Below are 21,328 nucleotides of genomic sequence, written 5' to 3'. Positions count from 1 at the left end.
GTTTCTGACAGCTCGTTCCGGCAGAGCTGGTTATACTCCTGCCATTGTTTCAAAAACGGATACAGACCATGACCGAAGCTGCTCTCGTCCCCGAATCTCCGCAAGCTCCGTCTGTTATTCGGCTGCTGCTCAACAAGCTGGGCGTTGTCTACGAAGAAGTGCTCGACCACCACGGCCTCAATGCTTCGCGCAAAGTACAGGCCGTGTTGCTGGACGATGCCGTCGGCGCGTTGATGGTGCTGTTTCCCCAGAGCCAGTTGCTGGATCTCAACCGCCTCGCCGAACTCACCGGCCGCCGCCTGACTGCCGTGTCCACCGAACGCCTGGAAAAAATGCTCGGCAAACACAGCCTGAGCCTGCTTCCGGGCCTGCCGGCATTGACCAGCTCGCCGTGCCTTTATGAAGAAAGCCTGCTGCGCGAGCCGAAGTTGCTGATTAACTCGGGCGAGCCCGGCGTGCTGCTGGAAATCGCCAGCGAAGACTTCAAGACCATGCTGACCAAGGCCAGCGCCGCCAACTTCGGCGAAGCCCTGAGCAGCATCCGGCCGAACCTCGACCGCCCGGACGACGACCGCGAGGAAATCACCCAGGCCGTGCAGGCGTTCACCGCGCGGCGCATTCAGCAGCGTCTGGAAGCGACCATCGAGATTCCGCCACTGGCGGAAACTGCACAAAAAATCATCAAGCTGCGCGTCGACCCCAACGCCACCATCGACGACATCACCGGCGTAGTCGAAACCGACCCGGCGCTGGCCGCGCAAGTGGTGAGCTGGGCGGCGTCGCCGTACTACGCCTCGCCGGGCAAGATTCGTTCGGTGGAAGACGCGATCGTTCGCGTGCTGGGCTTCGATCTGGTGATCAACCTGGCGCTGGGCCTGGCCCTCGGCAAGACCCTCAGCCTGCCCAAAGACCACCCGCAACACACCACGCCGTACTGGCAGCAGTCGATCTATACCGCTGCCGTCATCGAAGGCCTGACCCGCGCCATGCCGCGCGCTCAGCGCCCGGAAGCCGGCCTGACCTATCTGGCCGGCCTGCTGCACAACTTCGGCTATCTGCTGTTGGCCCACGTGTTCCCGCCGCACTTCTCGCTGATCTGCCGCCACCTGGAGGTCAACCCGCACCTGTGCCACAGCTACATCGAGCAACACCTGCTGGGCATCAGCCGCGAACAGATCGGCTCGTGGCTGATGCGCTACTGGGACATGCCCGACGAGCTGGCCACCGCCCTGCGCTTCCAGCACGACCCAAGCTACGACGGCGCCTACGCCGAATACCCGAACCTCGTTTGCCTGGCCGTGCGCCTGCTGCGCAGCCGCGGCATCGGCTCCGGCCCGGATGAAGACATCCCCGACGCCCTGCTCGACCGTGTCGGCCTGACGCGCGATAAAGCCAACGACGTCGTCAGCAAAGTCCTCGAAGCCGAAGTCCTGCTGCGCGAACTGGCCTCGCAATTCAGCCAGGGCTAAAAGCTTCGCGAGCAGGCTCGCTCCCACAAGGTTTCAGTGACCTCCTGTGGGAGCGAGCCTGCTCGCGAAGAATCCAACCCGGTCTACCTGACCACACCTGATCAAGCCTTGATTGATCGTTCCCACGCTCTGCGTGGGAATGCATCCCGTGACGCTCCGCGTCACCGCCCCACCGCAGTCTCAAGCCTTAGGCTTGGCTTTCCTCGGCTTCAAATACTTCATCAACCCCTGAAACCACATCACCAGCGCCGGGTTGCCCTTGAGCTGAATCGACTTGTCCTGAATCCCCTGCATAAACGCCAACTGCTTGTTCTTCGCCTGCATCGTCGCAAAGCCATAACCGGCATCTTTAAACGCAATCGCAAACGCCGGCTCTGCCACCACGCCAGACTTGCTGGTGATGCGCTGATCCTTGACCACGAAATGCCGCGCCACTTTCCCATCCAGCGTCTGCAGCTGAAACACCAGATCCTTGTCACCCAACTGCTGCTGGAACGCAGGATTTGTCCGGCTGGCCTTACCCATCAACAAACCCATCATCCACAGAAGAAAACGAAATTTCATGCGCACAGCCTCAAAAGGAAAATGAACGGCCGGGGCAGTGTAAGGGATTCGGACGATAACGCCAGCATCTGACGCTGTTGGAGGATTATGCAGACCATTTCGCGCACGATGACCGCCAAGTCACGACTCAGCGCTCACCCCCTAATCGTTCCCCCGCTCCATGTGGGAATGCATCCCGAGACGCTCCGCGTCTCACCACTCACCTTTCCTACACCTGTTGAAACACATCCCTGTAGGAGTTGGCGAAGCCTGCGATCTTTTGATCTTCCGCCCCGCGAACCCATGGGAAATTTCCTGCGAAGTGCCGGGCTGTCCGTGAACTAGGCGGGATTGGTCGTGAGGGATAGGCTTTGTGTGTCGCCGCAAAATCGGCGATACGGACGTGCAAGTCCGCATCGGCACACTATCGGTTATAGCTATTCATCGAGCGTTTTCTTATGCTCGCGAATCGTTATGGCAGCTGTGTGTGGGAGATCTCAGGATCTGCCGGTTTGCCGATTGCCGGTCTTGCACACCTATACACAGCTGCCACCTTATTCGAAGTGCGAGCGAAGGGGTGTTAGCTCCTTAATCGGTATATTTCAATGAAGAAACCAACACCCAACCCCCCGGAAGCCCCGGACATATCGCCCTACGAATCTCTGGAATCGAAGAAATTCCACGAAGCCGCCGAACGCGCCCTCGACCACCATTTCAAACCCGCCGTCGATCCACACCCCAAACGCGAGAACGGCCTCTTCAAACTCTCCCCCGGCACCGACGCCGAAGCCCTCATGGCCAACGCCTCCGAAGACCTCCTGTCCATCAGCGCCATCGCCTGCGACCTCGCCGACGACCTCCACGGCTCCCGCCGCTCGGTGGCACTGGCCCTGAGCAGGATGGCGGACGGGGTGCGATTGATGGTGGAAGGGACGCTTGATCATATTGAGGTGAAGAGCGCGGTGGCGAAGCCGTAGCGAGATTGGTGAATGAAAAAGGGGACGTTAAGTCCCCTTTCAACAATGTCCGTAAAAATCCAGACATAAAAAAGCTGCCAACGAGGGCAGCTTTTTTAAGAGTCTCGAAAGCTCCAACCGGCCAGTCGACCGACAGACTCAAAATCACTGCCTTTTGACAGTGCAGCATCCAGAAAGCGGCTGCGCTTACCGGAACGCTTGGCTAAGACTTCACGAGCTTCGGCTTGGAATCGGGCAGCCATCATAGGCTTTGGTTCATGTTTGGACTTTTTCATGGAAACCTCTCGGGTCTCGAAATTTGACTGGGCAGTATTACCGCTCAACCCAAGCTTCTGCATAAACAGAAATAACCTGACACTGATTACTTGGTCCGAGCATTCCGCAGCCTTCAAGCCTCAACCGCCGACGCAGTCGCTCATCGGCAGGACGTAAAAGGCTATTGAAGGAACGCTTGATCACGCTGAAGTACCGAACATGGCAACCGCTTTAGCTGTGTAGAACCTTCACTATGGGCAGTCGGTGGTACTAGCAGAAGAGCTGAGATAAACGCAGGCGAGAACTTGAAATCGAAATTCCTTTAACGATTCATAGGCAACTGAAAGCGCATCCGCACCCTGCAATTCGCAAAATCCTCACGGAACAAACGCTCGCTCATTTTGCAGTGCCCATCCGCGTATTGATTCCAAAGCGGATCATCGAACTCATCCCCTCCCAGCCGCTCGATTGAGGCCGCTAAATTTCTCTCACGATCCTTCCCCGCAATCGCGGATGCGGCTTTGTAAAAACCATCCAGCGGTATACCCGTCTGTAGAGCGATCAACTCTCCCAGCCGAGCATTGGTCGTTTGGACGAGGCACCCCAGCTTCTCGATTGGCGCCTCTGCGCCCGGCAACGCGGCCTGATAAAGCTCTTCGCAAAACGACTCTTTGAAGCGCACCCAATTCTTTTGCACCTCTCTCAGATGGCTTTGCTCCGCCGGAGCCAGAGTCGACAGCGCTTTTTTGTATTGCTCGTTCAAGACGCCATCGACATTCTTGAAGGTTTGCTGGCCGCAGTTGATCAAGTCCGGATTGGAAAAGCTGTCTGGGTTGCACGCTTCTCCAGCAAACAATGCGGATGAAGCAGCAGAGATCAAGCAACCGAGAAGAATCGAAAATACTTTCACGCTGTTACTCCTTCCCTTGACGGTCATGTCTGTACAGCCAAAACAGTGGCGGCAACAACACCAACAGCGCAAAACCATCAAGCCACACGTGCGACCAGACCTGCTGTTGCGCCGAGAGCCACATGTCCTGCGGCGCCCATAACAGGATGCCGGCGATCAACCAGCCCCAGATGGCCGGAGCTTTCAAGCGATTGCCCAAGTGCACCAGCGCGAGCATGTACAGCGAATAACTTTGCAACGTCGCGCCGAACAGCGCGAGCCACCAGACTTGTTGTTCGTGGCCGGCGGTGGGAACCGCATCGGCACCCCAGAACGACAGTTCGAGGACTTGCAGGTAGCCCTCGAGCAAGCCGGAGTCACCGGCCCAGGTCAGGGTAAGACCGGCGAGGATATGCGTGATCGCAGCGGCATATAGCCAAAGCACCAACGCTGGGCGAAGCGAGGAAGAAGAGGCTGGCATTCCGTGTCCTGAGCGCGTTCCTTGGGGGTGGGGAGTTTAAAGGAAAATCGGGGTCGTCAGATGCTCAAGCGTTAAACGTTTTAGCGTGAGGGATTCAGACAAAACTTGTGCAAAACCGCCTCAAACAGCCCCGAAATTCAAATGCAGTGGCTGGCTTTGATCGGCGCCGTGGCTGACGATCCCAATCGCCTCACGTTGAAGACGCCCAACTGGTCACCTTTGTCAGCCGCCATTTGATAACAGGCTAACGCCCGCGATATATCCTTCGTTCCCAACTCCCCACCCTCAAAGGTCGAGGCCAGGTAATTCATCGCGTCCGTGGAGCCCATGGTAATCGCTCGAATAACCTGCTCTTCTGCCTGCTTGGGATGGAGGCAGGGGCCGTTATAGTCAGTGGAGTTTCCTGAACAAAGAAACGTCGCATAGCCCATGGCACCCTTTGGTATTTTCGAAGCCGCTTTGAACAAAGCCTCAACCTTAGGGGTTTCCAACTGAGACGCCATTTGCGAAAGACTTAGGCTTGCCGCCGACAGGCTCGCCTGTGCATCACCCGACTCTGCAGCACACACAAAATTCTCCAGGGACGCTTCAATCAGCTCCGCAGTCAGCCGGTATTGCTCAAGAAACCCCAGCCCACCTAACGCTTCGGCACGCTGATAACAAAAGTTTTCGGCGCGGCTCATTCCAGGGTTTTCTGTTGCAACAAGATCCTTTTCGCTGATCGACCAGTCCTCAATCCCCTCAAGCACCCAGCACGCCTGACGAGAGAAATTGAAAATCTTGATATTGCTGTTGCCCGCCCGTTTATCCACCACGTTGACGTGACTTTCGTCGATCTCTTCGACCTCGACTCCAGGCGTTTTGCCGGGTGTGATAGCGGCCATCAGCGGGTAGGTGAAAGTAGCCCCACTGACACCCGATGTCGAAGGCTCGAAGGTGCTTCGATCCTTCCCAGCTACCGGTTTCAACACCAGCGACTTGACCGTCATTGCGGTAAGACGGCGTTGTGATTCGCTATTGGCGGAAAACGCTGTCAGGAAAGGCGCGAACTCCTCCGAGGGACAGTTATCGCTGATTGGCGCCGTCGAAGCGCTGTTGTCGGATGCAAGCGCAGGGACAATCTTGTCCAGATACGCCGAGCGTTCGCGACTCATTCTGGCGATGCACGAGTTAACCGCGAACACATGCGCCGGCATCCCCGTCTCGATCTCGAACGCCTCCAACGGGCAGTTCGCATCGCGCAGTTTTAGCCAGGCTCGCTGCGACTCTTTAACCTTCGCTGCGTACTCCACGCCCAACGCGGGATCGGCTCGATAGCCAGACTCAAGTCGCGCCATCAACTGCTTGTAGCTGACGTTCAACTGCGCATCGGCAGCCTTCTTCGCCGCCTCCGAGCAGGGCACCATTTCCAGGCTTGAGGTGACATGGCTGCAGTCGTTCTGCGCATAGGCCGCTGAAACTGGCAGCAGCACGGCCAACAGGGTAAAAACAAAACGTTTCACGGTGTTCTTCCTTGAGTCATTCAGGCTTTGCGTTTGGTGAATCGAGTGATGCATTGATCTGTTCCGTTCATGCCCCAGTAAGTGCTGAGGAACGTCTTACGTTTTTTTGTCGACGCGCAGGTTAACGAAGCCATCGCCGCAGTCCGGTTGTAACTCTCATACATGCCGACTTTGGCTTGGTAACGAAAAACCGGTCTTAGTTTGTAAGTGCCACTGCCATGATTTAAGCCAGTGAGTAAACGGAACAGATCTGTTTGCCTTCGCAATCTAGACAGAAATCGCATTGCACACCAAACAGATCTGTCCTTTCTTTGAGGCCAGAAGAGTTGATCAGAACAGCTTATTTAAAGCAGCCCGATCATACCTTACGAATGCACTGTCAAGCTTTCCAGAAGACACATCGAGATAGAGCGGACTAGCTAAATTCCCAGACGCGTAAACGGAAAATACGTAGCCATTACCAAAGGAATGGCTGACTTTGTCTTTCTTTACCACGCTTTCGGGACGCGAGAACTTTAGGTCATTGGGAGAATGATAGGTTCTGGATAACTTCACCCCTCCGAAAGCCGAGTCTTCAACCTCTATCAATACCGGGGGCGTTCCCAACAAAGGCGCTATAACCACCTTGCTAGTCAAGTTTTTCCACTGATCCGAAAATTCAGAAACTGCTTCCTCATATTCTTCAGCTAATGGGCGATCCAAGCCGCAAACGGCTTTGTTTATTAGAACTCCATTCTGCTCGTTCCGAATATTTGTATAAACGCAATCTATGAGAACATCCGCGCCATGCCTAGTTAACGTAAAATAGGCTTCAAAAGGAGCTCGCGAGGCGAGATTTTCGTAATGGAGGGCCTTACCTCCATTAAATTCAACCAGTTCCCTAGTTGTTTCGCCTTGACTCCCGACTACGCCTTCTATTGTTTTGCTACCACCTGACCAAGTAACGGTCAGAGACTGGGCGTCAACATCGGCTGAATACACGTCATGCGGCTCGGCGACTGCGAAACCTGCTAGCACGAAAGTTACGACAGCTAAACCTACAGGCAACTTAATATTCATACTTATTTGGTCTCCGGTGCAATTGACGTGGCCTTTAGTATCGCTTCGAATTTCACAGCATAACTAGCGATCAACGCTTTTTGGTCGGAACCGTTGATAACCTTTCGCGCCCCTTCATAGTCCTTGGCACTATTATTTACATAATCGCCAAGTTTTTTCCCTGTAAATATACCTTCTTTCATGCCCCATATCATAATCGGCACAGAATTTTCAAACCCAGCGGCCTCATCGGGATGGGCGACAAAGTCGATTCCGAAATAATCTTTCGCCTTTTGATAGTTCTTCTTCCATGTCAAATGAACGAGACCACGACCCCGATATTTAAAACCGTCCCCTTGTACCGTATTACCGTTGCCGATCGCAGTTTGTCTGCGTGTTGCGGTATCTGCAAGCACAGGGTCATATTTGTCAAAATAGGAAACCGGCCCATACTCCGGGGCAGCGCTAAAATACTCAGCAATCATAAATTGGTAAGCCTCGTGACGCGCCGTCGCGAACATATATGACAACTCATAGACAGTATAAACTTCCTTAGTTTTGTCCAGATATTTATTAATATTCTCTGCGATCTTGCGTAAATTAGACTTGGACGCAGCAGAAAACGGAGGCGCATCAGCCTGAAACGAAGCATGTTGCTCAGCATACATGGCTACAAACCGCTCGACATCTATAAATTCGGAGCGACTCATGAAGTTACTCAGCATTTCAATAGGATGAAAATGCCAAACCAAGTCCGTACTCATGGCGGCCTTGTCTTTCAGATCCTCCCAAAACACATACTTCGTGATTCGTTCTTTTTCGTGTTCTAAGGTTTTCGGAGCGTCTTCTAAAATAAGACCAAGTCGACTCCATTTGGCAGCATCTGCTTCGTCTTTCCATTCCGTAGGGTGACGGGCGATCAGCTTGGCCCATTTCGCTCTTGTATCTGCAGTTTTCAACGCAACGGTAAGCTCTGCAGGATCAACTTCCTTATCGTCATTGGTATCCATCTTCAGGAATAACTCTTTGAAGAACTGCGGCATGCTATCCGGATCAAGGAATCCGTCTGCCGTTGCGTTTGCTTCCTCAACAATAACGAAGCCAAGTTTTCCCCAGTCGTGCTGCGTGATGATTTCAGTTTCTTTTTTATTTACCAGCCCAGATAAGGGCAAGCCGTCCTCGATGATGGAAACCTGATAATAATCCTCAGCGCCTTCTTTGATGGCGCGGGCTTCGTTCAGATCAACGGCATGTTCTTTCTTGAGCGGAGTCAAATCTGTCGCTGGCGCATTTCTTTTCAGATTTGTTCCCGCTAACAAGTGAAGATATTGTTTACCAACTTTCAATCCCGCGCTGTTCTTCAAAAAGTCCGTTACATGGGTTTCTGCTGTAAAAAGCTCGACATGAACCTGGTGTTTGCTTGAAACACTACCGTCCTCTCCAGACACATTTTCCGTTAGCCCAAGATAGCCAATCGGATCGCCGGCCTTGATCCCTGTACCCGAGAGCTCGACGGAATCGAAACTTGTTGGAATGACATCCCAAGCGACAAATTCATTCTCCACGAATGCCCAAAAACTAGTTGTCACCTCACCCGCGCCCGCAAGGTCGCCACTGATTTTTGTGCATTTCGCCATTCGTCGGGTGACTCCCGACACCGTCAGGTTCAATACATCTTTACTTTCAAACTCAACAACGCTTCCCGGATTGAGCTGCATTGTTCCTTTTCTGGGGCCTGCGGGCTGTCCATTCTGCGGTGAAGCCGGTTCCTGATACAGATCCAACTTTTTGATAGCAGTACCTTTTACCTTCCCTTGCCAATATTTTGGTTTATTACGCTCGGGAATCGGGTCGGCACGCCATATGCGCTTTTGCTGCGAGTTCTTAAATGGCTCACTATTTTTCAGATAAGCAAACCAGACCACACTGCCTGACAAACGTACTTTTTGTGCGTTGTTCTTGACGCTTCCGGAAAGAATCTTACCCTTGGCATAGGTAATATCCCCTGCGGCTTTCTCCTCCAATATTTCAAGTTTGGTCCCGCTGCTCAACTTTCCTGGAGAGGGCCAGCCGGATGCTTCGGGAAAACTATCGTAGGCCTTAAAGTCGTCAACCTGCATTGTCACCTTAGGCTTAGGAGTTTCCTCCTCTGACAGCGGATAACGCTTATAAGGTAGCAAATGCATATAAAGACTGAAAAAGGTCAGCTTATTTTGCTTGCCCTTGTTGGGCCCATCTTCAGGATTAGGCTCGGATTTATACTCATGGCGTACAAGACAAAAAGAATTTGAATACTTCAGTTTTTTTTCATTTTCACCAAAGGTCGACTCCAAATAATCTTCATTGAGACGATATGCCACGACCTCGCCGTCGGCCATGCAGCGAATCGGTTCATTCAAAATGCATTGAGGAGCGCTGGCATTGCTGATGTGAATGCCACCGTGCCAGAACTTGTTGCTGCCCAGCAAATAATGCCCGGCACTCTCGTTTTCGAGAGCCTTATAAATCTCATCCGCGTCAGAAAACTGCTTACCGTCAGCTTTTCTGAATGGATATTGGAAGCTCATCAGCGGAGCTGGGCCTGCCGGCGCGGGGGCCGGCGCAGGAGTAGGTGCGGGGGCTGGTTGAGCACCTCTGAATTGGGGCTTCGGGCGTAAAAACTTTTCAGGCATTGGCCAGTAACCACTACCCGCCCCATATTTGGCAGATTTCGGGCCGCTTGAAGACTGTGAGCCGAAAAAATTGCCCTTATTTCGAACAGGCGCCCCGGAGATGTCTTCGATAACCCCCGTGTGTCCATGAAAGTTTATCCACAGCGCAATATCGCCAGGCTGTACTTCCGCAAGCGGGATTACATCAAAAAAAGTAGTGTCGGCATTTAACCCCGATGTTGTGAGGTAAGGAATCGTATATCCCGCATCCTTAAGCATTCGATACAGAAGCCCGGAGCAGTCGATTTCCTTTTTACCATCTTCATCATGGTCAGTCTCGCCCTTGAAAGGGCCGTACTCGTAACCAGTGCGATATTGCTGCCTTTGTTCAAGTAGTCCTGTGCTCATCAAAAGCTTCCTGCTTCAAAACATTGAATAGAGTTATCGCTGACGACGCCTCGGGCTGCCAAGCGCTCAACCAAAGCGTTAGCCGTCTTAGGATCGGTTTTCTGAATATTCCGGTAACACGCCATCGCGCGAGGCAAATCAGCCGCTACGAGGTCTCCCGCTTCGTACACTTCACCTAATCGAATCAGCGCGTTAGTCGAACCGAGACGGGCGGCACGCTCCAATGTCGCTATTGATTCTTTGGGGTTAATACAACCGTGATTTTCGTCGTATTCACCTTCTTCGCAATAAAAATCTGCGAGAGTCAAGCCGGCATCCGGCACTTGTTCTGAAGCTTGAATCAACAACGCCAGGATTCTGGAATTCTCCAAGCGTGGCGCTTGTCCAGAAAGACTGATTCCCGCGGCAGCGAATGCTGCTTGCGCCGAACCCTTCCGGGCGCCATCTAAATAGCTATCCAATGCCGCGGCGTACAAATAAATCCCTGATTCGGGAGACGCCTTGTTGACCAACCTGTCGAATATGACGCCTTTTTTTAGTTCCAGCTCACCGGGCGTTAGTCTCTCAGACTGAGTGATCTCTTCCATCACCGCATCGATTGCCCAGTCCTCCACTCGACTCAGAGCCCAGCAATCACTGTGTTTGAAGACGAAAATCTTCAAAAAATGGCCCGCCTCATCACGGACGACCACTCTGTCAGGCACCTTGGGTTCGATAGTGAGACCCAATTTGGCAGCATTTTCCGGAAGCAGCACCTTCAACTCATCGACGGAAATCGAGCCCAAGCTCCGTTCGACGACCTTCGGTATTTTCCCGTCCGCAATGACGTGAACATGCTTCGCAGGAGTCGCAATAAACGCTTTCTGTATCTCTGGCTCAGATGCAAAAATTTTTACGAACTCAGCAAAATTGCCGCTTGGGCATTGGGCGGTGCTGGACGAAGAGGCAAAGGCTCCCGAAGTCATCCCCCAGCACAACAAAACAATCGAAAACCACTTCATCTGCCTTACGTACCTGTTTGTTGTCATCACGACATTCATCACTCAGAAAACACAAAAAAAGCCTTCGGCTTAACCTTCTCAGGCACCGCATTCCCCAAGGCCTGATCCATCAAACTGCCCGCCTTATCCTTATCCGCCGCCCCCGGCAGCACCGGCGGTTTAATTCCGATCCCGGTACCCGACCCAGCCGAGCCACCCGCGTTGATCTTGATCACCGGCCCAACCACCGTAACCCCACCGCCATCGAGCTTGATAAAGCTCCCACCCCCAAGAATGGTCAGCTCTGTCCCGGCCTCAATAACGATCTTGTCCCCAGCCTTAAGATGAATCTCTTTCCCCACACTGGTCAGCTGCGCAGTCCCCAACTTCACATGCTGGTTCTGCCCAATCGTCAGGTGATCATCCAGCTTCGCTTCAACCTTGCGGTCAGAGATCGTGGTGCGATGTTCCTCGGCCTTCAGCTCCGTGTAGGTGTTCTTCACCACCGTGTCGTGACGTTCATTACCGACCCGAATCTTCTGGTCATGCTCAACGTTCTCATCCCAATCGCGCTGGGCATGAATGTAGATCTGCTCCGCACCTTTCTTGTCTTCAATGCGCAGCTCGTTATACCCACCACCACCCGGCGAGCTAAGCGTTTTGAAGACGCTGCGGGTCTTGTTCGCCGGCAGTGCATACGGCACCGGGTTTTCCTTGTGGTACAGGCAGCCGGTCACCAGCGGTTGGTCGGGGTCGCCTTCGAGGAAGGTGACGAGGACTTCCATGCCGATGCGCGGGATGCTGATCGCACCGTAGCGGTCGCCGGCCCAGGCGCTGGAGACGCGGAGCCAGCAGCTGGTTTTGTCGTCGGCGAGGCCTTCGCGGTCCCAGTGGAACTGGACTTTGATGCGGCCGTACTGGTCGCAGTGGATTTCTTCGCCTTTGGGGCCGGTGACCATGGCGGTCTGGCTGCCCAGCACGCGCGGTTTCGGGTGTTCGAGGGCCGGGCGGTAGAACACGTCCCACGGGGTGGCGAGGAAGGTGTTGCGGTAGCCCTGGTGGAAGTCGTCCTTGTTGTCGGTGGTGTCGCTGGTCACGCCTTCTTCGAGAACTTGCGGTTGCTTGCCTTCGTGGAAGATTTCGGTGAGCAGCCACAGGTCGTTCCACTCGCTGCGCGGGTGGTCGGACAGGGCCATGAAGTGGCCGCTGACCAGTTTGGTCTGGTCGCCGCGACCTTCGGCCTGACGGTAGTCGGCGCGGTGGCGTTCGAGGGCGCGCTGGCTGAGGAACTTGCCGCGCGCGCGGTCGATGAAGCGGCCCGGGTAGTCGTAGTCTTCCAGATCCGGTTCGGTGCTGTCGCTGTCTGGTCTGCTCTCTGGTTTAAACGCAGCTTCCATTTGCAGGCGCGGTTTTTCGAAATCGTAATCACGGCGCGTGGTGCGGGTGGTGCGGGTTTCCAGGCGCAGCTTGAAGGCTTTGATCACCGGCTCGTCGGCGACCATGCCGCTGCCCTGCACGTACGCAGTCGGCTGGCCGAGGTCGGGGAACACGGTCTGATCGTCGCCGAACACCAGCAGGTGAGCTTTTTCGCTGTGCTGAAAGTGGTAGTGAATGCCCTCTTCTTCGCACAGGCGCTGGACGAAGTGCAGGTCGGTTTCGTCGTACTGCACGCAGTAGTCGCGATCCGGGCACGGCTGGCTGAGCTGGAAGCTGTAGGCGTTGCTCTTGATGCCGTGTTCGTCGAGGATCAGGGCGATGATTTTCGGCGCCGACATCTGCTGGTAGATGCGCTGGTTGGTGCGGTGATGCAGGTATTGCAGTTGCGGCACGATCGAAACTTTGTAGCGGGTCAGGCGCTTGCCGGCATCGCCCTGGGCGACGCGGTAGATCTGCCCGTGAATGCCCGAGCCCTGTGGGTCGAATGCGAGAAACGCCTGCTTGTGCAGCAGCTGTTCCAAATCCAGATCCGGGTTTTCGCTGACCAGTTCGAGGTCGAAGCGATACGGCTGGCTGATGCCTTCGGTGCCGGTGAACGACAGCACTTGCAGGTCGCCGACGTAGTCTTCGACCTTGAGGCTGAAGTGGGTTTCGTTAGCTGAGTTGAACATCGTGTGCTCCCTGTTCGAATGTCATCCGTTACGCCCGAAATCGCAGACGTTGCAGCCAGGACGAAGTGGCGCCCAAGGCGTCACGCAGTTGTTGGGCAGTGATGGTGCGTTCTGCCGGGTTGAAGCTCAGTGCGGTTCGCAGCGCTTGCCAGCCTTGTTGGGGTAGATTCGCTGGGGCGCGCAGCTCGCGCTCCAGGTGCTCGTCGCGGGCCTGGGTCGAGGGCAAGCGGCGGAACGGGTGTTTGCCGCTCGCCAGTTCATAGATCACGCAGGCCACGCCGTACACGTCCGCGCTGGCCGACAAAGGTTGGCCCTCAAGCAGTTCGGGGGCGGCGTAGCCCGGGGTCCAGGCGTTGAAGCGTTCACGGCTCAGGTGCGGCAGGCCGGGCAAGGTGCCCGGCTCTGCCTGACCGAGGCCGAAGTCGAACAGGCGCAGGCCGTCTTCGCTGAGCATGACGTTGCTTGGCTTCAGATCACCGTGCAGCACGCCGCGACGGTGGGCGTAGGCCAGCGTGTCGAGCAGCGGCAGGACGATGTCGCGCAGTTCTTTCCACGGCAGACCAAGGGGCCGCTCGCAGAGCAATTTGTCCAGGGTCAGGCCACGCATGTATTCCATGGTGATGAAGGCCCGCTGGCAGTCGGTGTCGACTTCAAAGGTGTGCGCACGCACGACGTTGTCGTGGCGCAGGCGCCGGGTCAGGGCGAACTCGCTGTAGAGCAAGGCACTGGCGTCCGGCGATTCGGCAAATTCTTCGCTGAGGATTTTCAGCGCAATGTAAGGATCGGGATCACCAAACTGTTCGTGCAGCAGATCCCGCGCCCGGTAAACCGCGCCCATGCCACCGGCCCCGAGCAGACGCTCGAGGTGGTAGCGACCGGCGAGTACATCTGGCAGTGCGCCGATGCTGGCCTTGGTCGGCACCAGCAACGGTTCTGCCTGATTACCTTTGGCAAAAGCGAAATAGGTCAGGTTGTTGGCCTGCTCTTCGCTGATCAACAGGTCATCGATGGGCGATTCGAGTTCACTCATTGGCGGACCACCACGGCAGTCAGGTTGTCACGGGCGGCGCCACGCAGCGCGCCGTCGAACAAACGTTCCAGCGCCACGTGCGGCGCGCTCAGGCTGAGGGCGTTGCCAAGGGCATCGCTGCTCAGGCCTTGATACAAACCATCGCTGCAGAGCAAAAACGCATCGCCCGGATACACCTCGAGTTCCAGCACATCCAGGGTCAGCGTTTCGGCGGCGCCGACGGCTCGGGTCAAGGCTTGAGCCGCCGGGTGTGCTGCCGCTTGTTCGACGCTCATTTGCTGTTCGTCGATCAATTGCTGTTGCAGCGAATGGTCCTTGGACAGCTGATACAGCCGCTGGCCACGCCACATATAGCAACGGCTGTCGCCGGCCCAGATGCAGGCCGCGCGATTGCCTTCCACCAGCAGCGCGACGACGGTGCTGCCCATGATGCTGTCGTGACGCCCGGCGGTGACCGTCAACTCTTGCCCCAGACGCCGGTTCAGCCAGTGCAGGCACTGGCGGATGGCTTTGAGGCGTTCGTCGAAGTCCTCATGTTGCGGCAGTTCAGCCAGGCTGGCGACGATCAACTGGCTGGCAATGTCGCCCCCCTGATGACCGCCCATGCCGTCCGCGACCACCCACAGTCCATGCTGTGGCAAGTCGAGGAAGGCATCTTCGTTGCGCGCCCGCACCTTGCCCGGGTCGGTACGCGCCGCGCTGCGCCAGGCACTGGCCACCAGCATCAGAGCTGCACCGGCATACGGAAGGTGCGCAGCACGCCCATGTCGAACGGGTTCGGCGTGCGCTGGCTGGTCAGCAGGTAGTTGGCGCGCAGGCCACCCACGTCGGCTTTGAGCACCAGCACATCGCGGCCGGTCATGTACTCGGTCTGCATCAGGTCGAACAGACGGAACAGCGACCATGGGCCGGAGTTCTTCTCGATGCCGATCGGGCGCCCGGCCATTTTGTCCATGACCAGACTGGTGCGACCGTCTTCAGCGTCGGTCGGCCATTTGAACGACATCGGCAGGATCGGACCGTGGCGGTATTCCATGGTCTTGTCGCCGAACTTGAACTCGGAACGGCTGACGGCCGGGTCGAGGGTGTACGGCTCCAGCTTGAACTGCACGGTCGGTTCGGCCGGGTTGATCGAGAAGAAGCTCTGGCGAATCGTCAGGGCTGCGGCCATCTGATCGAGGTAGACCTTGGACACCGGCAGGCTGTGACCGTCGACGCTGCGCATGCGGTAGTTGCCCGGATCGCCGCTGACGAACGGACGCATGTAGTTGTCGAAGAAACGATCGACGATGCCTTGCGCCTTGAAGAACTCGCGGAAGTCGCTGATCGCCACGTCGCTGGTGCTGGTGGCGCTGAACGGATAACGCTTGCTGATGGTTTTGCCATACACGCTGTACAGCTCGTTCTGATAACGGCCGTTCAGGTATTGATAGGCATCGTTGAGCACCAGACGCCACGAGTCTTCGGCCAGCACGTTGAACCATACGCTCAGCGGACGCGGCAGACGCCCGGACGCATTGCGCAGGTTGGTCAGCGCATCACGCTGGCCGCTCATGCGGGTTTTCGCCAGTTCGAACGCGGCTTGTTCCGGCGTGCTCGAACGGGCCAGGCCGGCCAGTTGCAACTGCAGGTCGTTGAGCGCGCTCAGCGCTGGGGTCAGGTCCGCCGCCGGGCCGTTGTTGTCATCGAGCAAACGGTGCAACGGTTCGAAGCGGCGTTGCAGCGATTTCTTCGCGGTGTCCGGCAGGTTCTTCGCGACTTTCAGCGCCGAGGCCTTGTCCGCCACGGCAGACGCCAGTTTGCCGACCTTGCCCAGCTTGCCTTTCTGGTCGGCCAGCGCATCGGCCGCATCACCGGCTTCCTCGACCGGATCAGCCGTCGCTTCGAAGCGGGTGTTCTCACGCACTTCGGTGAGCAGCGCCAGCACCGGCGAGTTGGCCGAGGTCAGGCCCGCCAGTTGCTCGGCGCCTTCACCGGCGTCGCTGATTGGCGGCAAGGCAACCTGGCCAACCGCTTCGCTCCAGTAGTTGGCGTAGTCGCGGAAGTACAGTTGCTCCAGTTCGACCATCAGGCGACGCAAGTCCATGTCGCTGATGCCCGCGCCTTCGCCCAGCACCCAGTTGTCGCGCAGGATGTCGGTGACCAGCGCCGAGCCCTGCACCGAGAAGTACTGCTGATAACCGCTCTGGGTGTAGAAGCCCGGAATCACGTATTCCGTGCCGATGAACAACGAGCCTTGCGGGCCGAGGTGCTGGCTGAAACGGTAGTCCGGCAGGTTGCGCGCCTGTTCGCGGAGCATGCGGTACACCACGGTCGCCAGCGATTCACTGCGCAGGACCTGACGCGCCTGCGTCACCAACTGATCATTCAGTGGATAGATGAACGGTTGCTTGAGCAAACGATCGAGGTGCGCATTCAGACCGTTCTGCACCGCCGTGTTGCCGGTGTAGCGCTGCGACCAGTCAGTGGCGATCCAGTCCTTGAGCCAGACCGCATCGCGACGGTCCTTCATGTTCAGCATCAGGTACGCGCGCAGGCTGTTGAGCAAGCGATCGCGGTCCTTCATGTTGGCGCGGATCTGCCCTTCGAGCATGGTCGCTACCCGTGGCAGCAGTTGCGCTTCAAGCTCATGCTCGTAGGCTTGCTTGACCACCGGATTGACGTCTTCGCCCTGATACAGCCCACCGCGTTCGTGATACGACACGTCGCCCTTTTTCGGGAAGGCCTGGGTGGCGGCGTAACTGGTGTCGAGGGTTTTCAGCACGCCCATGGCGTCATCGCGTGGCGTCAGCGCCGAACGTTGCTGGGTCCAGTTCTGCGCCAGCGTGCGCAGGTTTTCCAGGCGCTCATAGTTGGCCGAGAAACCACCGGCCCAGAGCATGCCGAACAGCGCCAGTGCCGCCAGTGCGCCAACGTACAGAGCCCGTTGACCCCAATGGATGCGGCTGCGCTCGCGCTTGTCGAGACCGGCAAGATCGGCTTCGGGGAAAATCACCTGGCTGAACAGGTGATGAATGAACCGCGAACGGCCGCTGCGCAGGGTCGGCAGCACACCGGCGTTCATGCCGAGGCTGGCGCCGATGCCGGCGGTGGTCGAATCCATTTCCTGGGTCAGGTGCGGTGCGCTGGTCAGGTAGAAACCGCGCAGTTGCGTGGCCCGCTGATAACGGTTGCCGGTGAATGCCATGTCGACGAACAGGCACAGGCGCTCGCCGATCTGCCCGAGTTGATGCGGGAAGTCGAGGATGCGGCCACGGCGCTGGGTATCACGCTCGGAGTGCATGCGCATGATCACTTGGCTGTTGAGACGACGCAGCAGTTCTTCGAACTCGTTGCGCAGCACCGCCACGTCGGTGCCGACCTGATCCTTGCGGAAACTGGTACCGAGCACCTGATCGCTTTCTTCGCGGGTCAGTTGATCGAAGAACTCGTCGAAGCCGAGCAGCTTGTCGGCCTTGCTCAGCACCAGATACACCGGCACATCGACGTGCAGTTTCTGATGCACATCTTGCAGACGCCCACGCACCTGACGTGCCAGCGTATCGATGTCCTGTTCACTGCCGCCGAGCAGGGTTTCCACCGGAATGGTCACCAGCACACCGTTCAACGGACGACCGCGGCGACGCTTGCGCAGCAGCTCCAGCAAGGTGCTCCAGGCGTTGCCGTCGACTTCGGCGTCGGGCTGGGTCATGTAACGCCCGGCGGTGTCGATCAGCACGCCGTGATCGGCGAAATACCAGTCGCAGTGACGGGTGCCGAGGGTGTCGCGGGTCAGCTTGCGGTCGATCTTGTTGATCGGGAATTCCAGACCGGAAAAGTCCAGCAGGCTGGTCTTGCCAGAGGCCTGCGGACCGATCAGCAGGTACCACGGCAAGTCGCTGCGCCAGCGCTCGCTGCGGCCGCGATACAGGCTCGAGGTCTTCAGGGTTTTCAGCGCGTCCTTGAAGCGCGCCTTCAACTCTTTCTGTTCTTCGTCGATCAGCTCTTCGCGGCGAATGCGGTCCTGGCCGTCTTCGCTGGCTTCCTCGGCTTTCTTGCGGACCCCGGCGCGCCAGCTGACGAAGACCATGGTCAGGCCCCAGATCAGGAACAGCACGGCGATGGTCAGCAGACGCGAGGTCGGGCTTTCCCAGAACTTGTAATCGTCAACCGCCAACAATGGACCGGCGAACCACACCAGCAGCGCCAGGAACAGCACCAGCAGCAGGGTCCAGACCCAGGTCTGGCGCAGGAAGGCGCCGACTTTCTTGAAAAACTTTTTCATCACACGTCCCTGTTTACGGCTGCGACTGCGGTTGCACCGCGGCCGGATCAAGCGGCTGATAGGGTTGCAGAACGGTGTCGCGCTGCTCGCCCAAGACCCAGGCGAAGCCCGAATACATCACCACCAGGCAGACCAGCGTGAACAGCACCACCATCCACGCCGGCACGATGCGCACCAGGTTGCGGCGCTGGTCGTTGAGGCCTTCCCAGTGCGGCGACAGCTCGCGCGGCACGTCGCCACGCAACTGACGGATCTGCCGGTACAAGGCGTCGCGGATGCCTTCGAGCTCGAGCATGCCGCGTGCCTGCACGCGGTACTTGCCCTCGAAACCGAGGGACAGGCACAGGTACATCAGTTCGAGCATCGGCAGGTGCTTGACCGGGTTTTTCGACAGCCGATCGAGCAGCTGGAAAAACTTCTCGCCGCCGAAGGTTTCGTTGTGGAAGCTGCTGAGCAGGCTCATCTGCGACCACTCACTTTCGTTGCCCCACGGCGTGGTCACGACGGCTTCGTCGACCACGGTGCAGAGCACGTAACGCGCGGCCATCACCTGGCTGCTTTCGGCGCCGTTGTGCAGGGCGCGCACTTCGAACAACTTGAGCCCGGCGGTCAGTCGTTCATTGAGCGCGTACAGGTCTTCGCGGGTTTCGCTGTGCTTGAGGCGCACTACTTCCGAGAGCAGTTCCGACGACGCCGCGACCAGCGAGTTGAGGCTGATGTTGAACGCTTCGGCCGGACGCAGGCGCGCTGCGTAGATCATGCGTTCTTCCAGTTGCTCGAAACGCGGCGGCGCGGCGAAGTCGGTCAATGGACTCGACGCCGGTCCGTGGCCCTGGCGATCGAGCAGGACGGTTTTGTCGTCCTGGCTGTAATCCGTTTCCTTGATCATGTCGGTCAGTTCCTGATGGCCCAGAATTTCAGTTCAAGATTGGCGAATTCGCCGGACACGTGGAACGCGAAACCGCCGGAGCGCTCCAGTTGTGCCAGGTCTTCGGAACTGAGTTCGAGAATGAAATAGGTTTTGTTGGAGTGGAACGCGATCTGCCGCGGGGCCACCGGCAACGGTTTGACCTTGATTCCCGGCAGGTGCAGGTTGACCAGTTGGCGAATGCGCTCCACCGGGCCGACCTTGAGGTGCGCCGGCAGACGCTGGCGCAGTTCTTCGGAGTCGCAGTCGGCACTGGCTGCCAGCACGAACGACGCCGAGCCGAGCAGTTTATGGTCGTGCAACGGCGAAACGATGATGCCGTACTGACGCGCTTGCAGGATCAGTTCGATGGCGTGCTGTTCGAGCACCATCGACAGTACCTGACGAATCGCTTCCATCAGTTTGCGGAAGCTGGCGCCCTGATCGGCGTGGGAATAACGGCTGTCCAGACGCGGGCGTTTGCTCTCGCCGGAGAAGGTCGCCAGATCGCCGAGCATGGTCAGCAGCGTGCGGTACAACTCTTCCGGATGGACCTGCTCCAGCCCCAGATAATGGCGCAGCAGCAGTTCGGTGCGGTTGATCAGTTGCAGCATCATGAAGTCGCCAACCTCAGCGCCGCCGACCTTGCCGTTGGAGCGAATCCGCTCGGCAATGGTGTCGCCACGGTGGCTGAGCATGCTGATGACTTCTTTCAGGCACGACAGCAGATAGCTCGACGCGTGGGCCTGAATGTAGGTCGGCACGAAGTCCGGATCGAGGCTGATCACGCCGTCGGGCGTGGTGTCGAGCACGTCACAGATCTTCAACTTCACGTAGGCCTGATCGCTCTGCTGCTCGCCGAGCAACAGTTTGAAGTCGGGGCGACCGCAGCTGACCTGGCTGGCGGAATCGTCGCCGGCGTTGGAGTCGGCGACTTCGGCGTCGTACGCGGTATAGCGCGCGAGCACGTCGGATTGCTCCGGGCGACGGGCCTCGATGTGGTTGCCGGTCACCAGGGGCAGCGCCAGATAGATCGGCGTGTTGCCGGTGTTCGGTGGCACGTCGAGCGCCAGCGGTTCGGTGTTGCCACCGAGTTCGAACAGGCTGCCGTCCGGCAGAATCCCCGAGGCTTCACTGATCACCAGTTTGCCCATGTTGAGGAACTGCAAGTCGATTTCCAGATTGAGAAAACCCCAGGTGTAGCCACCGAGCAATTGCGTGCGGGTTTTCATCTGGTGATCGTAATAGCGATCGTTGTGCTGGAAGTGCTGCGGACGCAGCAGCATGCCTTCCTGCCAAATGACTTTATGGGTATTCATGTTCAGTCATCCGCCTTGGCGAGCACTTGATGGGTGTTACGGATGCCGGTCTGGTCCAGCGTCAGATCGACTTCGGTGACTTCCAGCGGCGTGATCTGAACCGTGTGTCGCCATTGGGTGTCCGGCAAGTCGCGGTAAGCGGCGAGAACGCCAACATAAAGGCTGCCCTCTTCCACCTTGAGCTTCATCTCCACGGTTTCACCCGGGCGCAGCTCTAGTTCTTCGCTGGCCACCAGATCCGGGTTGAGGGCTTCCTTGGCGCGTTCGTAGAGGCTGAAGAAATCAGCGTTCTCGAAGGTCACCGGATGCTTGAGTTCGAACAGGCGCACAACGATCGGCGACGGCCGCCCGTTGAGGTCCGGGTTGAGCTGATCGCTGCCGGTGAGTTTCAGGTTGATCTTGGTCACTTTCGAGTACGGCGATAGCGACGAGCAACCGGCGAGCAGCACCAGCAGGGTGAGCGCAGTCAGCGTCTGGAAAAAAGCGGTCGAGCGGCGAGACATGCGC

The 21,328-nt window shown here is 57.3% G+C and carries 17 protein-coding genes; 2 read left to right on the top strand and 15 right to left on the bottom strand.

Going from position 1 to position 21,328, the window contains the following annotated elements; all coding sequences use genetic code 11:
* The first annotated feature begins 68 nt into the window (after positions 1 to 68).
* Positions 69 to 1,469, top strand: coding sequence for an aminoacyl-tRNA deacylase and HDOD domain-containing protein (locus V6F91_RS10585; RefSeq protein WP_332764136.1), 1,401 nt, complete (start codon positions 69 to 71; stop codon positions 1,467 to 1,469).
* A 180-nt stretch (positions 1,470 to 1,649) separates the two neighbouring features.
* On the opposite strand, the gene V6F91_RS10580 is transcribed toward V6F91_RS10585, so the two are convergent.
* Entirely contained in the window at positions 1,650 to 2,033 is a 384-nt protein-coding gene (locus tag V6F91_RS10580; RefSeq protein ID WP_039757355.1) for a helicase, read from the bottom strand.
* A gap of 584 nt (positions 2,034 to 2,617) precedes the next feature.
* On the opposite strand from V6F91_RS10580, the gene V6F91_RS10575 reads away from it, so the two are divergent.
* A complete protein-coding gene (locus tag V6F91_RS10575) occupies positions 2,618 to 2,989 on the top strand; it encodes a DUF6124 family protein (protein ID WP_332764132.1) in 372 nt (123 codons plus the stop codon).
* Positions 2,990 to 3,084: 95 nt separating this feature from the next.
* Here V6F91_RS10575 and V6F91_RS10570 read toward each other — a convergent pair whose 3' ends face one another.
* The 14 genes from V6F91_RS10570 to tssJ form a co-directional block, all read right to left on the bottom strand.
* The gene (locus tag V6F91_RS10570; protein ID WP_332764130.1) at positions 3,085 to 3,264 is read right to left on the bottom strand and encodes a hypothetical protein; all 180 of its coding nucleotides are present in this window, start codon (positions 3,262 to 3,264) and stop codon (positions 3,085 to 3,087) included.
* A 302-nt stretch (positions 3,265 to 3,566) separates the two neighbouring features.
* Positions 3,567 to 4,154 (bottom strand): lysozyme inhibitor LprI family protein, encoded by a 588-nt coding sequence (locus V6F91_RS10565; RefSeq protein WP_332764128.1) that lies wholly within the window; start codon positions 4,152 to 4,154, stop codon positions 3,567 to 3,569.
* A gap of 4 nt (positions 4,155 to 4,158) precedes the next feature.
* A complete protein-coding gene (locus V6F91_RS10560; RefSeq protein WP_332764126.1) occupies positions 4,159 to 4,614 on the bottom strand; it encodes a cell division protein in 456 nt (151 codons plus the stop codon).
* A 137-nt stretch (positions 4,615 to 4,751) separates the two neighbouring features.
* A complete protein-coding gene (locus tag V6F91_RS10555; protein WP_332764124.1) occupies positions 4,752 to 6,116 on the bottom strand; it encodes a lysozyme inhibitor LprI family protein in 1,365 nt (454 codons plus the stop codon).
* Positions 6,117 to 6,446: 330 nt separating this feature from the next.
* Positions 6,447 to 7,175 carry a hypothetical protein gene (locus V6F91_RS10550; RefSeq protein ID WP_332764122.1) on the bottom strand — a complete coding sequence of 243 codons (729 nt, stop codon included), beginning with the start codon at positions 7,173 to 7,175 and terminating at the stop codon, positions 6,447 to 6,449.
* A gap of 2 nt (positions 7,176 to 7,177) precedes the next feature.
* Positions 7,178 to 10,213 carry a hypothetical protein gene (locus V6F91_RS10545; protein ID WP_332764120.1) on the bottom strand — a complete coding sequence of 1,012 codons (3,036 nt, stop codon included), beginning with the start codon at positions 10,211 to 10,213 and terminating at the stop codon, positions 7,178 to 7,180.
* Positions 10,213 to 11,214: a sel1 repeat family protein gene (locus V6F91_RS10540; RefSeq protein WP_332764118.1), complete on the bottom strand. Its 1,002-nt coding sequence runs from the start codon at positions 11,212 to 11,214 to the stop codon at positions 10,213 to 10,215. Before V6F91_RS10540 ends, V6F91_RS10545 begins: the two co-directional genes overlap by 1 nt.
* A gap of 38 nt (positions 11,215 to 11,252) precedes the next feature.
* Entirely contained in the window at positions 11,253 to 13,301 is a 2,049-nt protein-coding gene (locus V6F91_RS10535; protein ID WP_332764115.1) for a type VI secretion system tip protein VgrG, read from the bottom strand.
* 28 nt (positions 13,302 to 13,329) lie between these two features.
* Positions 13,330 to 14,331 carry a serine/threonine-protein kinase gene (locus V6F91_RS10530; RefSeq protein ID WP_332764113.1) on the bottom strand — a complete coding sequence of 334 codons (1,002 nt, stop codon included), beginning with the start codon at positions 14,329 to 14,331 and terminating at the stop codon, positions 13,330 to 13,332.
* The gene (locus V6F91_RS10525; protein ID WP_093096874.1) at positions 14,328 to 15,056 is read right to left on the bottom strand and encodes a PP2C family protein-serine/threonine phosphatase; all 729 of its coding nucleotides are present in this window, start codon (positions 15,054 to 15,056) and stop codon (positions 14,328 to 14,330) included. Before V6F91_RS10525 ends, V6F91_RS10530 begins: the two co-directional genes overlap by 4 nt.
* Positions 15,056 to 18,595, bottom strand: coding sequence for a type VI secretion system membrane subunit TssM (gene tssM, locus V6F91_RS10520; RefSeq protein WP_332764110.1), 3,540 nt, complete (start codon positions 18,593 to 18,595; stop codon positions 15,056 to 15,058). The genes V6F91_RS10525 and tssM overlap by 1 nt, the downstream gene beginning before the upstream one ends.
* 13 nt (positions 18,596 to 18,608) lie before the next feature.
* Positions 18,609 to 19,484, bottom strand: coding sequence for a type IVB secretion system protein IcmH/DotU (icmH, locus tag V6F91_RS10515; protein ID WP_090287580.1), 876 nt, complete (start codon positions 19,482 to 19,484; stop codon positions 18,609 to 18,611).
* Positions 19,485 to 19,489: 5 nt separating this feature from the next.
* Positions 19,490 to 20,821, bottom strand: coding sequence for a type VI secretion system baseplate subunit TssK (gene tssK / locus V6F91_RS10510; RefSeq protein ID WP_090287582.1), 1,332 nt, complete (start codon positions 20,819 to 20,821; stop codon positions 19,490 to 19,492).
* A gap of 2 nt (positions 20,822 to 20,823) precedes the next feature.
* Complete coding sequence (tssJ, locus tag V6F91_RS10505; protein WP_090287584.1) at positions 20,824 to 21,324, bottom strand: type VI secretion system lipoprotein TssJ; 501 nt, start codon at positions 21,322 to 21,324, stop codon at positions 20,824 to 20,826.
* Positions 21,325 to 21,328 lie beyond the last annotated feature (4 nt).

It is taken from the genome of Pseudomonas koreensis, from assembly GCF_036668835.1.
Classification (GTDB): Bacteria; Pseudomonadota; Gammaproteobacteria; order Pseudomonadales; family Pseudomonadaceae; genus Aquipseudomonas; species Aquipseudomonas koreensis_I.
The sequence above is the reverse complement of the archived record's forward strand: the minus strand, read 5'-3'. Positions and strand labels throughout refer to the sequence as shown.

Coding starts and splice junctions, on each gene's coding strand:
- V6F91_RS10585 (WP_332764136.1), top strand. CDS start 69: ATGACCGAAGCTGCTCTCGTCCCCGAATCTCCGCAAGCTCCGTCTGTT.
- V6F91_RS10580 (WP_039757355.1), bottom strand. CDS start 2,033: ATGAAATTTCGTTTTCTTCTGTGGATGATGGGTTTGTTGATGGGTAAG.
- V6F91_RS10575 (WP_332764132.1), top strand. CDS start 2,618: ATGAAGAAACCAACACCCAACCCCCCGGAAGCCCCGGACATATCGCCC.
- V6F91_RS10570 (WP_332764130.1), bottom strand. CDS start 3,264: ATGAAAAAGTCCAAACATGAACCAAAGCCTATGATGGCTGCCCGATTC.
- V6F91_RS10560 (WP_332764126.1), bottom strand. CDS start 4,614: ATGCCAGCCTCTTCTTCCTCGCTTCGCCCAGCGTTGGTGCTTTGGCTA.
- V6F91_RS10550 (WP_332764122.1), bottom strand. CDS start 7,175: ATGAATATTAAGTTGCCTGTAGGTTTAGCTGTCGTAACTTTCGTGCTA.
- V6F91_RS10545 (WP_332764120.1), bottom strand. CDS start 10,213: ATGAGCACAGGACTACTTGAACAAAGGCAGCAATATCGCACTGGTTAC.
- V6F91_RS10540 (WP_332764118.1), bottom strand. CDS start 11,214: ATGAAGTGGTTTTCGATTGTTTTGTTGTGCTGGGGGATGACTTCGGGA.
- V6F91_RS10535 (WP_332764115.1), bottom strand. CDS start 13,301: ATGTTCAACTCAGCTAACGAAACCCACTTCAGCCTCAAGGTCGAAGAC.
- V6F91_RS10530 (WP_332764113.1), bottom strand. CDS start 14,331: ATGAGTGAACTCGAATCGCCCATCGATGACCTGTTGATCAGCGAAGAG.
- V6F91_RS10525 (WP_093096874.1), bottom strand. CDS start 15,056: ATGCTGGTGGCCAGTGCCTGGCGCAGCGCGGCGCGTACCGACCCGGGC.
- tssM (WP_332764110.1), bottom strand. CDS start 18,595: ATGAAAAAGTTTTTCAAGAAAGTCGGCGCCTTCCTGCGCCAGACCTGG.
- icmH (WP_090287580.1), bottom strand. CDS start 19,484: ATGATCAAGGAAACGGATTACAGCCAGGACGACAAAACCGTCCTGCTC.
- tssK (WP_090287582.1), bottom strand. CDS start 20,821: ATGAATACCCATAAAGTCATTTGGCAGGAAGGCATGCTGCTGCGTCCG.
- tssJ (WP_090287584.1), bottom strand. CDS start 21,324: ATGTCTCGCCGCTCGACCGCTTTTTTCCAGACGCTGACTGCGCTCACC.